At 30.4% G+C, this 12,182-nt stretch carries 12 protein-coding genes; 6 read left to right on the forward strand and 6 right to left on the reverse strand.

Annotation, left to right across the window (positions count from 1 at the left end; all coding sequences use genetic code 11):
* The first annotated feature begins 397 nt into the window (after positions 1-397).
* Complete coding sequence (locus ACR0QS_RS06100; RefSeq protein WP_432632557.1) at positions 398-1,366, forward strand: 3-oxoacyl-ACP synthase III family protein; 969 nt, start codon at positions 398-400, stop codon at positions 1,364-1,366.
* 106 nt (positions 1,367-1,472) lie between these two features.
* Here ACR0QS_RS06100 and ACR0QS_RS06105 read toward each other — a convergent pair whose 3' ends face one another.
* The 4 genes from ACR0QS_RS06105 to ACR0QS_RS06120 all read right to left on the reverse strand — a co-directional run bounded on the left by ACR0QS_RS06105 (position 1,473) and on the right by ACR0QS_RS06120 (position 4,771).
* On the reverse strand, positions 1,473-2,807 hold the full coding sequence (locus tag ACR0QS_RS06105) for a PTS sugar transporter subunit IIC (RefSeq protein ID WP_432632558.1): 1,335 nt from the start codon (positions 2,805-2,807) through the stop codon (positions 1,473-1,475).
* Positions 2,808-2,927: 120 nt separating this feature from the next.
* Entirely contained in the window at positions 2,928-3,263 is a 336-nt protein-coding gene (locus ACR0QS_RS06110) for a PTS lactose/cellobiose transporter subunit IIA (protein WP_432632559.1), read from the reverse strand.
* 46 nt (positions 3,264-3,309) lie between these two features.
* The gene (locus ACR0QS_RS06115; RefSeq protein ID WP_432632560.1) at positions 3,310-4,392 is read right to left on the reverse strand and encodes a DUF871 domain-containing protein; all 1,083 of its coding nucleotides are present in this window, start codon (positions 4,390-4,392) and stop codon (positions 3,310-3,312) included.
* A 70-nt stretch (positions 4,393-4,462) separates the two neighbouring features.
* Positions 4,463-4,771 carry a PTS sugar transporter subunit IIB gene (locus ACR0QS_RS06120; protein ID WP_432632561.1) on the reverse strand — a complete coding sequence of 103 codons (309 nt, stop codon included), beginning with the start codon at positions 4,769-4,771 and terminating at the stop codon, positions 4,463-4,465.
* A 159-nt stretch (positions 4,772-4,930) separates the two neighbouring features.
* On the opposite strand from ACR0QS_RS06120, the gene ACR0QS_RS06125 reads away from it, so the two are divergent.
* The 5 genes from ACR0QS_RS06125 to ACR0QS_RS06145 all read left to right on the forward strand — a co-directional run bounded on the left by ACR0QS_RS06125 (position 4,931) and on the right by ACR0QS_RS06145 (position 10,924).
* Positions 4,931-6,364 (forward strand): 6-phospho-beta-glucosidase, encoded by a 1,434-nt coding sequence (locus tag ACR0QS_RS06125; RefSeq protein ID WP_432632562.1) that lies wholly within the window; start codon positions 4,931-4,933, stop codon positions 6,362-6,364.
* Positions 6,365-6,475: 111 nt separating this feature from the next.
* Positions 6,476-7,282: a Cof-type HAD-IIB family hydrolase gene (locus ACR0QS_RS06130; protein WP_432632563.1), complete on the forward strand. Its 807-nt coding sequence runs from the start codon at positions 6,476-6,478 to the stop codon at positions 7,280-7,282.
* A gap of 91 nt (positions 7,283-7,373) precedes the next feature.
* Positions 7,374-9,353, forward strand: coding sequence for an ATP-dependent helicase (locus tag ACR0QS_RS06135; protein ID WP_432632564.1), 1,980 nt, complete (start codon positions 7,374-7,376; stop codon positions 9,351-9,353).
* 82 nt (positions 9,354-9,435) lie between these two features.
* Positions 9,436-10,452, forward strand: a complete 1,017-nt coding sequence (locus ACR0QS_RS06140) for an aspartate-semialdehyde dehydrogenase (RefSeq protein ID WP_432632565.1) — start codon at positions 9,436-9,438, stop codon at positions 10,450-10,452.
* A gap of 7 nt (positions 10,453-10,459) precedes the next feature.
* On the forward strand, positions 10,460-10,924 hold the full coding sequence (locus ACR0QS_RS06145; RefSeq protein ID WP_432632566.1) for a YrhA family protein: 465 nt from the start codon (positions 10,460-10,462) through the stop codon (positions 10,922-10,924).
* A gap of 156 nt (positions 10,925-11,080) precedes the next feature.
* Here ACR0QS_RS06145 and ACR0QS_RS06150 read toward each other — a convergent pair whose 3' ends face one another.
* Both ACR0QS_RS06150 and ACR0QS_RS06155 read right to left on the reverse strand, forming a co-directional pair.
* Positions 11,081-11,674, reverse strand: coding sequence for a hypothetical protein (locus tag ACR0QS_RS06150; protein WP_432632567.1), 594 nt, complete (start codon positions 11,672-11,674; stop codon positions 11,081-11,083).
* Between the two features lie 99 nt (positions 11,675-11,773).
* Positions 11,774-12,085 (reverse strand): hypothetical protein, encoded by a 312-nt coding sequence (locus ACR0QS_RS06155; RefSeq protein WP_432632568.1) that lies wholly within the window; start codon positions 12,083-12,085, stop codon positions 11,774-11,776.
* Between the last annotated feature and the right edge of the window lie 97 nt (positions 12,086-12,182).

The following is a 12,182-nucleotide window of genomic DNA, read 5'->3' on the forward strand; positions in this document are numbered from 1 at the left end:
ATGTATGCTTACAATTTTGAAGGTATAAGATATGATGTTGGTGATAAGCTAGGTTTTTTAAAGGCAACAGTAGATTTTGCATTAAAGAGACCTAATTTACAAGATGATTTTATAAAGTATTTAAAAGCAGTATGTGATAGATTCGATAATAAAACACTTGAAATTGAAGAATAATGGAGTGATAATATGAGCAGTAAGAGTCAAAAACAAAAAAAAAGAAATAAAATAATTGCGTTGTTTATAGCATTGACTATAGTAGTTTCTAGTATGACAGCTTTACTAAGTGTACTAGCATCTATGTTATAAAAATTTAGAACTATACCTGTATAGGTATAGTTCTTTTTTGTATTAAAATATATGCTAAATAAATAAGAATTATAATAATTGGAGAATAAAAATGAAGAGAGCTTATATTAAAAATATAGCATATTATGTTCCTGAAAAAATATTGGACAATAAATATTTTGAAAGTATTTTGGATACGAATAACGAATGGATAGTTACTCGCACGGGAATAGAAACGAGAAGAATGGCGAGAGAAGACGAAACGATTTTTGAAATGGGATTAAACGCTGTCCGAAATTTGCAAAGTAAAGGAGTAGATTTAAGCGATGTCGATACGATTATAGTTCCGACTGTAACTAAAGATTATATATTTCCTTCGATGGCGGGACAAATTCAAAAAGCGCTCGGTTTGAAACATTGTTTTGCTTTAGATATGTCGGCGGCTTGTTCGGGTTATGTTTACGCTATGAATACGGTAACTGCATTAATAGAAAGCGGGCAGTCAAAAAATGTTCTTATAGTTTGCAGTGAAAAGTTGACTAAAGATATAAATTGGAAAGACAGAGGAACTGCTATTTTATTCGGAGATGCGGCGACAGCTTCTTTAATAACTTCGAGAGAAGACGGAAGAGGAGTTTTGGCTATGGATATGCAAAGCGAACCAGATTTGACTATCGTTTTAAACGGAGGAAGCGCATGTCCGATAAGAGCGGAAGATTGTGACGGAGCAGATTTCAAAATATATATGGAAGGCGGGGAAACTTTCAAAAGAGCGGTTACGGAATTTTCAAACAGCATAGACAGAGTTTTGGCAAAAGCTGGAAAAAGTTTATCGGATGTCCAATTCTTCGTTCCGCATCAGGCTAATTTAAGAATAATTCAAGCGGTTGCAAAAAGGATAGGACTTCCAATGGAAAAAGTGAGCGTCACATTAAATAAGTTTGGAAATTCTTCTTCCACGAGTATAGGTTTGGCTTTATGCGACGCGCTTGATAAAAATAAAATTAAAGACGGAGATTTAGTTTTATTCACTGGATTCGGCGGCGGATTTACTTGGGGTTCTACTTTAATGATTTGGTAATTAGTTAGTTTTTGTTTTCGTTTCTCATAAATTAAGCCGTCCGTTTAATTACGGGCGGCGTTTTTATTATTCTATATTTTTTATAATATTATAAATAATAATTATTTTAAGATTTAGTTTCTTCTTTTTCCAATTCTTTTATATACATATTTAAGAAAGGCTTATAAATAATATAATCTAAAATAATCAAACATATTATAAGAATTGGAGCTGCAAAATTTAAATTTGAAGCCATAAATCCTCCCAAAGCTGGAGGCGTAGTCCAAGGGGTTAATGCCACTACTTTACCAACTATATTTAACTTCATGAAAATATAAGTTATAATGGCATTTATTATAGGAGTTAAAATAAAAGGTATAACAAAAATCGGATTCATTACTATAGGCACTCCAAACATTATAGGTTCGTTGATATTGAAACATCCCGGGATTATAGCGAGTTTTCCTATTGATTTTAAGTGAGCATTTTTAACCATTAATAAAGCTATACAAAAACCTAAAGTAGAACCCGAACCTCCAAAGTAAACAAAATTATTAAAAAACTCCCCAGCAAGTATTTTTGGGATAGCTTCACCGTTTGCCAAAGCTTGTTGATTTACAGCCAAATTTGACATCGCTATAAGCATAACAACTGGATTAATTATATTCGCTCCATGCAATCCACAGAACCACAAAATATGAATCAAAAATAAAATTAAAATTATAGAAAATAAACCGTCCGATAAATTAAGCAAAGGCTGAAAAATTATCATTATTAAATCTGGAAGCATAACCAACATATTTTTTTGTATTATAACATTTATAATTTGGAATAATATTGAAATCACTGCTACGGGAACTAATATTTCAAAAGATTTGGATATTGCTGGAGGAACGGAATCTGGAAGTTGAATCGTCAATTTTTTCTTTACTAAAAATCTCGATATTTCTACGCATAAAATAGCGGATATAATTGCAACGAATAAACCTTTTGCATCCATATATCTTGCGTCTAAAATTGCTACGCTTGCCTCTTCTTCTACAAATAATAAATTTGAAGCCGCACCAATAATAGTTACCGCTAAAGATTTTGCCGAAACCAAAAGAAAAGCATATAAAGATAATAATCCATTTGTTACTCTATCGGAGTCATAATATCCCGATAAATGATAACCTACGCCGAAAGCTACATATAAAGACATTAATCCCATACTAACCGCATGAATCTGCAAATAATCGCTTGCAAATGCCTTAACAAAATCATCGTAAGGTTTAAAATATAAAAAATTGTTTGGGTCCTGTAATGGAAGATTGAATAATAATAATGCGAATGAGCCTATTATAATAAAAGGCGTTGCCAAGACAAAAGCATCTTTAATCGCATTTAAATATCTGTTTGCCGATATTTTTGACATTACAGGCATCATTTTGTTTTCCATAAAAGCTGTGAATTTTTCGTTCATTTTTTTACTCCAAAATTAAAATTTTAAATTAATAATTCAATATAAAATATATTAAATTAATGTCAACAATTTATAAATTTAAGATTTGATAAAACCTTAAATTTAATTATCATGAAAAATTTATTTTTGATTTTCATGATTCTTTTTCAATATGTCTATAATCTCTTTTATAAGATTCTTTTCGCTCATAGCTGTCATTAAATGGTCTTGAGCATGAACAAAAAGCATATTGATATTAAATTTTTCTCCGTCCGCTTCTCTCGTTATAAGATTGGTTTGATATTCATGAGACTGAAGTATTATTTTCTCCGACTCTTCCATTTTCTTATAAGCCTCTTCAAACTTATTTTCTTTTGCAAGTCTTAAAGCTTCGTATGCTAAAGATTTGCTTTCTCCCGCCAAACTTATAATTGGAAAAACATTCTCTTCCATAAATTTTTCATCGGCTTCGTTCATAGTTATATTCTCCTTAAAAATTTAAATATTATTTATATTATAAAAACTATTCTTTAACTTTAAATCTTTGTGCGGGCTTAATATAATCGAGCAAAAATAAATATTCTTCGCATATATGCCCAACAATATTCGTTCTTCCCGTGTTTTTCATGTCTTTCAAAGCTATTTGCATCTCGCCCGCATAACTTCCATATTTTGAAGAATCAATGAGTATGTCGCCTCGTTTTATATCTTTTGCGGCGTTAAATAAATTGAATTCATTTCCCTTATATTTAACTCGCGGATTTGAAGACCTTATAAAATATTCGGAAGCGTCAAGTCTGTTTTGATGCAATTCTTCAAGAATTATTTTCTTTTCGATTTCTGGAATATCTTTAATCAACTTCGCTTTAAAAGTTATTAATCTTTTATCCAAATCGTTTAACTTCTTAAAAGAATTTTCGTTTGCATAGCAATTGGCAATAAATACGGCATCGACTCCAAGCGAAAACAAATCCATAGCCTGAATTTCTATAGGCATATTTCTATGTTCTTCCAAAGAGCAAATTCCGTCATCTACCTGCCAAGGTCCAAAAGTTCCTTCTTGAGCGTTTACGAAAGCGGATGAACTTATAGAATATTTTTTAAAACGATTCATGCTGTTTTTGAATAAATCTCTTTTAAATCCGCTATATGCATGAGGATAAAAATTATAACAGCCTATAAGATTATCTCTATTCGGATGGTAGCTCATTATATTATCCAAATAAGGAGTATCGGCGCTCATATTTAATTCTATTTTCAAATCGTAATCGTTATAAGTCATTAAACTTTCTTCATTACCGCTAAAACCCAAATCGAGTCTTATAGCCCAAGCTCCTAATTTATGAAAAAAGCTCAAATCGTCATAAGATATATTCAAGTATTTAAATACGGCGGGCGAAATATCCAAAGTGGTTTTTATTCCTCTATCTTTGGCATAATTTATAATCTCGCTAAATTCTTTTATTATATCTTCTTTGGAATGTTGAACGGAAAGAAGACACATAAAACATCTTGTAAAACCGTATTTTGAAGCCAAATCTATATAAGCCTTATTATCTTCCATTTTTGAATGAAACGGATAAACGGAAATTCCCAATTCTCGCATAAAATCAATTCCTTAAAATAATTGAAAAACATTATTTAAAGAATAATTAATAAACAATAAAATTATTATTTTATTCTACTTTTAGATTCATAGCGAAATCCAATATTTTTTCGCCGTTCATCATTCCGTAATCTTTGAAATCGATAACATCCAAAGGTTTATTTTTTTCTTTAGCTTTAGCCTGAAATTCCGCTTTTTGAAATTTCACTTGAGGACCAAGTAAAAATACATCGTAGCTGTCAAGCAATTCATAAAATCTTGCCGTGCTTACTGCTTCTATTTCCGCTTCTATATTTCTTTTTTCTGCGGACTCTTTCATCTTTTTTACAAGCATACTCGTTGACATTCCTGCCGAGCATAATAATAAAATCTTTTTCATGATTTATTACCTCTTCTATTTTTATTTTTTAATTTATATATTAATTATACATAATTTATCGTAATAAATCAAGTATCATAAAATTAAAAATAAATTTGACTTTATTTTTGTTATAGTTTATTATTTTAAAATTAAATTATAAAATAGAGGTTTTAAATTATGCCATTTAGAAAAGATTTTTTATGGGGCGGAGCTACAGCCGCAAATCAATGTGAAGGAGGATTTGATAAAGGAGGAAGAGGTTTGGCAAATGTCGATGTCGCTCCTCATGGTAAAGACAGATTAGCTGTTATAACGGGAAAAATGAAAATGTTTGATTTTGATAAAGAACATTTTTATCCTTCAAAAGACGCTATAGAAATGTATTCGCACTACAAAGAAGATATTAAACTTTTTGCCGAAATGGGTTTTAAAGTTTATCGTATGTCTATCGCTTGGAGCAGAATATTTCCTAAAGGTGACGAAGATAAACCAAATGAAGAAGGTTTGAAATTTTATGAAGATGTTTTTAAAGAATGTTTGAAATATAATATTAAACCTTTGGTTACGATTACGCATTTTGACTGTCCGATGCATTTAATAAAAGAATACGGCGGATGGAAAAATAGAAAACTTATAAAATTTTATGAGAATCTTTGCAACGCGATTTTTAACAGATATAAAGGACTCGTTGAATATTGGCTCACATTTAACGAAATAAATATGATATTGCACGCGCCTTTTATGGGAGCTGGTTTATATTTTGAAGAAGGCGAAAACGAAGAAGAAATAAAATATCAAGCGAGTCATCATGAATTGGTTGCAAGCGCGATAGCCACAAAAATAGCTCATGAAGTTGATAAAAATAATAAAGTGGGATGTATGCTTGCTGCTGGAGTTTATTATCCTTATTCTTCAAAGCCCGAAGATGTTTTAGCCGCTCAGCAGAAAAACGATGAAATGTATTTTTTTGTAGATATTCAATCGAGAGGAAAATATCCAGCTTACGCTTTGAAAAAGTTTGAAAGAGAAAATCTTAATATAAAAATGGAAAACGAGGATTTGGAATTATTGAAAAAATATACCGTTGATTTTATTTCTTTTTCTTATTATTCCACAAGATGCGCTGCTGCCGATATGAGCAAATATGCGAAAGGAAACGAAAAAGATAATGTAATGAAAGATATAAAAAATCCAGAATTAAAACAAACGGATTGGGGCTGGACTGTTGACCCTTTGGGATTAAGAATAACTTTAAACGATATATACGACAGATACCAAAAACCAATGTTTATTGTAGAAAACGGACTGGGCGCTTACGATAAAGTTGACGATAAAGGATATGTTGAAGACGATTACAGAATAGATTATTTGAGAGAGCATATAAAAAATATGAAAGATGCCGTTGAGATTGACGGAGTCGATTTACTCGGTTATACGACTTGGGGACCGATAGATTTGGTTTCGGCGGGAACGGGCGAAATGACAAAAAGATACGGTTTCATTTATGTAGACAGAGACGATTTTGGAAACGGAACTTTAAAAAGAAGCAGAAAAAAATCTTTCTATTGGTATAAAAAAGTTATAGAATCGAACGGAGAAAATTTAGAATAAAATTTTTGAGATTCAATTTTAAAAGGAATGCTCAATATAATCGGCGTTCCTTTTAATTTTAAATTAAGTTTAAATTAGATAAAATATAAAAAATAAAATAAAGGTTTATTTATGAATAATGATAAAAACATAAAATTAATAGCAGCCGATATGGACGGAACTCTCCTTGACAACAATGCAGAACTATCCGATTATAATGCAGAAATTCTTAAGGCTTTAATAAAAAACGGAATCGAAATAATATTTGCTACGGGACGCCCTTTTGAAAGCGTAAAAAAATTTAAAGACGCTATAAATAACGATAACTGTTCGATTATTTGCAATGGAGCTGCTGTAGCCGACACTAACGGTAAATTTTTATATACAAAAAGTATGGACGAAAATTCCTCTAAAATGATTATAGATTTATTTAATAAAAATAAAGATGGAATTTGTTTGAATATTTATAGCGATGGAAAATATTATATATCCGAAGAAGAATTTTATTTTAAAAAATATATAGAAAGAGAAGGAATAAAAAATATAATCGTTGGTTTGGAAAAAATAGAAGTCTTTGAATTTGTAAAAGTTCTTTTTTTAGGAGAACATGAAAAATTATTAACGCTTCAAGAAAATATAAATAAATCTATACAAAATGCGGATGCTGTATTTTCGCATCCCGAATTTTTAGAAATAATTCCTAAAGGCGTAAATAAAGCTAATGCGTTAAAATGGCTATGCGATAATAAGAAAATAGACTATAAAAATATTATGGTTTTTGGAGATAATTATAACGACTTGGATATGATTAATTTGGCGGGTATAGGAGTCGCAGTTCAAAACGCGGTTGACGAAGTGAAGAATAACGCCGATTATATAGCTCTTTCACATGATAAAGACGGAGTAGGAAAATTTTTAAAAGAATTTTTTGAGTTATAAATTTGATAGGATAAATAAATCTTTACAATTAATTATTATCAAATATAATTTTCATTATTTTAAATTTATTTAAATTGGATTAAATATTAAAATGGAAATACTTGAAAATATTAGTTTAGTTCAAAGAGAAGCGATACTGCATCGAGGAAGTCCTTTGCTTTTGCTTGCTGGAGCGGGAAGCGGTAAAACTCTCGTCATAACTAAAAAAATTGCCTACTTAATAAAAGAATGCGAAATTCCGCCCGAAAGAATAATGGCGGTTACTTTTACGAATAAAGCGGCAAACGAAATGAAAAACAGAGTCTGCGAACTTTTACCCGAAGTAAAACCTTACAGATTATTTGTGCGAACTTTTCACTCGGCATGCTTAAGAATACTCAAAGAGAATGCAAATTATGTGGGCTATAAATCCGATTTTATAATTTTGGACGAAAGCGATAAATTATCAATTATAAAAAGAATTATGAAAGAAGAGGAAACTCCGAAAAGCATAACTCCCAAACTTATAATAAAATTTATATCTTCAATTAAAAATGAAATGGAAGACGGAATTAATTATGACAGACATATTTTTGAAAAGATTTATAATAAATATTTGGAATACGAATTAAAAGAAAATTTGATGGATTTTGACGACCTTATACTTAATACGATAAAATTATTTGAAAAAGAAAAAGCGGTTTTAAATTATTATAAAGAAAGATTCAAATATATTTTAGTTGACGAATTTCAAGATACGAATCCGCAGCAGTATAAATTGATAAAATTGCTCGCTCAAAACGCGGATAACGATTTGACTGTTGTCGGAGATGATGACCAAAGTATATACGCTTTCAGAGGAGCGACTATTGTAAATATACTCAATTTTGAAAACGATTTTCCAAATACAAGAATAATCAGACTCGAGGAAAATTATAGATGCCCGAAAGATATTGTAGAAGCGGCTTTAAGCGTGATTAAAAATAATTCTAAACGGCATAGAAAAAATGTTTTTTCAAATAAAGACAGTCAATACAGAATAGAAAATTGGATTTGCTACTCGGATTTGGAAGAGGCAAAAGAAATTGTCGAAGAGATAGAAAGACTTTTTGATTTGGGATTTGAAGCGAGAGATATTGTTATTTTATTTAGAACAAACAGCCAATCGAGAGTTTACGAAAAAGAACTGCTTATTCATTCGATTAATTACAAAATTTTAGGCGGAGTCGGTTTTTACGAAAGAATCGAAATAAAAGATTCGATTGCATTTTTGAGATTAATGACGGGATTTAAAGATAATTTTAGTTTCAGAAGAACGATTAATACTCCTCCGCGTTCAATTGGAGAAAAAAGTTTGTCGAACTTCGAGGACTTTGCAAGTTTAAGAGGTTTGACTTTGTTCGATGCGATTGATTATATAGAAGATTCCACATTATCGAAAAAAGCTAAAAATAATATAAAGGCTTATAAATCAATAATTGAAGATTATTCTAATAAAATAAAAGAAGATACGGAAATCAACGGCGGAATAAATATAGAATCGATATTTTTTAATTTTTTATCCGAGATTGATTATTTTTCAATATTTAAAAGCGATGGAGAAATAAGGATGGCATCGGCAAATGATAATATAAAAGAACTTTTCAGAGCTTATTACGATTATAAATTAATTGAAAATGACGCGAATATAAATAGTTTTTTGGAAGAAACTTCGCTTTATAGAGATACTTCAAATAATGAAAATAAAGACGCCATAACTTTAATGACTGTTCATAACGCTAAAGGTTTGGAATTTGAAGCGGTTTTTATGACGGGAATGGAACTCAGCGTTTTTCCTCATTATTTTGCTTTGGAAGAAGAAAACGGAATAGAAGAAGAGCGAAGACTTTTTTATGTGGCGATAACGAGAGCAAAAAAGAAACTTTATTTAACTTATTCTAAAAGAAGAAGAGTAAACACGGGAATAATGGAACAAACTCCTTCTTCATTTTTGACGGAAATACCTAAACATTTGATGGATATAAAAGAAAAAAATTCTTATCGTTATAATCATAATTATATTGAGATAGACGAAGACGCTTTTGATTATTGATTTTTAAAAATTAAATTATATAATATATTCAAATAAAAAATAAATAAAAAAATAATCTTAAAAAGGCGGGTTAATCCATTTTATGAAGAAAGTTAATTTATGTTTATTGGGCGCTTCTGGCGCGGTTGGAAAAGAAATGTTAAAAATTTTGGAAGAGAGAGAATTTCCAATTAACGAATTAAAACTTCTTGGGAATAAAGACGCGGGCAAAAAAGTAAAATTTAGAAATAAAGAATATACGATAGAAAAAGCGGATAAAAAATCATTTAAAAATATGGATATTACTCTAGTTGCAGTCGGAAGCGATATAAGTAAAAAATTAAGTCCGATTGCGGTTAAATCTGGAAGCGTGGTTATAGACAATAGCAGCGCGTTTAGAATGGATAAAAAAGTTCCTTTGGTAGTTCCCGAAGTTAATCCCGAAGATGTAAAAAAGCATAAAGGAATAATTGCAAATCCTAACTGCACTACTATAATCGCTTTAGTCGCTTTAGCTCCATTGCATAAATACGGAAAAATAAAAAGAATAATCGCATCTACTTATCAAGCGGTATCTGGCGCGGGCAAAGAAGCTATGGAAGAATTGGAACAGCAGGCGAGAGGATGGGCGGAAGGAAAGAAATTTGAAATAAGCGCTTTTAAGTATCAAATATGTTTTAATTTAATTCCTCAAATAGACGCGTTCGATAAAAACGGATATACGAAAGAAGAATTAAAAATGCTGAACGAAGGAAGGAAAATTCTTCATTCTCCAAATTTGAAAGTAAATTGCACTTGCGTTCGAGTTCCCGTATTTAGAAGCCATAGCGAATCGATAACTATAGAAACGGCAAAAAAAATAACTCCTAAAAAAGCGAGAGAATTATTGGCAAAAGCGGAAGGCGTTAAAGTTGTTGATAATCCCGCAAAATTTCAATATCCTATGCCTTTGGATACTACCAATCAAGATTTGGTATTTGTCGGCAGAATAAGAGAGGATATAAGCGCTAAAAATTCTTTGACTTTATGGTGCGCGGGCGACCAATTAAGAAAAGGAGCGGCTACAAACGCGGTTCAAATAGCCGAACTTGTTTTGGAAAATCTTAAAGATAAAAAATAAATTATCTATGTGGAAAGATAAATTAGAAAAAATAAAAACCGAATTTGAAAAAGATTTCGGATTTATTTTTAATAATCCCGCGTCAGATAATGAAATATCTAAATTAGAAATAAATTTTTTCAAAAAATTTAAAGTAAAATTGCCGAGTCAATATTTGGAATTCCTTAAATATATAAACGGAATAGAATTTGATGGATTTATCATTTTTTCTATTGATAAAGATATGCTTGATAATGATATAAATCAGCAGGTTAAAGGAATTATAGATTTTAATGAGATTTTATATGAGAATGAATTTAATAAAGATTATATATTTTTAGCGGATAGAGATATTAGCTGGTATGTTTATAATATTAAAGATAAAAATTTTAATATTTTGGATAAACCATCTGGCGAAGTAATGGAAACTTATAACGATTTTTATTCTATACTCGATAGCGTATTGGAAGAATATATTGAAAATAATTTATAAAATAAAAACGGCTTACACTTTTAAGTATAAACCGTTTCTTGAGTGTGTGAATTAAATTATATTATAAATCAATTATCCAAATAACTAAAAACTGACTTTTGCTTGCCGTAATTGTAAGTCTTTAGTTGCCAATTGTTCGCAATAACAATAAAATTTTTACTTCTTCTTTCTTAATTGCTTTTTTATATCTTTCATAACTTTATCTACGACTTTTTTAGCCAATTTATCTGGAGTATCAATTTTGCGGAAACGAGTTTTAACGCTGGAATCTTCCGCGCTTCCTTGAGCTATTACTCTTGAGGTTTCAACTTCTATTACTTTAATATTAATTCTAACATTATCATAAATAAGTATGTATTCCTCTTTTAATTTTAAAACATCCTTTTTCCTGTCGCGGTTCATAGAAAATGTATCTAATTTTTCTTCTTCCCAATTATCTACAACAACCGAAACAAGATAATCGACTTTCATGGCTTTACCCGCTTTTATCGTTGCGTCCGTTTCATAGTCGACTTCTTCCGATTCTTGCGATTCCATTTCCTTTATAAGTCTTTCAAGTCTCTTTCTATCGGCTACATTGAGTCCCGCTTTAAAGAAAGCTCCTTCCACTGACGAAACATAAGAAGCCATTTCTTTTACTTCCATCGTTCCTTCTGGCGGCAAACATGCCAAAGTAGTATCTTCTTTTGAATACGCGAAAGAAATATTCAAAGTAAAAATAAAAACGATAATTAAAAATTTTTTAAACATGATTAATCTCCTTTAAGATAAAAAATAATTTTAATAAAATTTTATAAAAAGACGCCGTAATCAAATACGGCATCTTTTCTTTAATTTTTGTTTTTATGATTATTTAATTCTTGCTCCTCTGCCTCTAACTCTCATTTTTGTAATTAAGCCCGATTTGAAAATCTCATAACGAGGCGCTACTAAAAAATCGTAAGTAGTTCCTTTCAAAGCTTCGGCTATAAGCTGGTCTCTCAAAGTGTCATCGTTGGCATCATATTTTAATTCAGCCGTTAGCACTTCTCCAACCGTTATGTCGCTGCCCGAAAGTTGAAGCGATTGAGGAATATTGTCGGTGATAGCGATACTTTTGCATCCGACAATAAACATCATAAAAAATAAACAAAAAGTAATTATAATGGATTTGTTATTCATAGATAACTCCTTGATAATTTATTTATAACTAAACGGAGATTTTTAATTTTCTCCGATAAGTTATCGAAACCAAAATATCCGCAAAGAACGGACAAAA

Source organism: Brachyspira sp., from assembly GCF_050873525.1.
Lineage (GTDB): Bacteria > Spirochaetota > Brachyspiria > Brachyspirales > Brachyspiraceae > Brachyspira.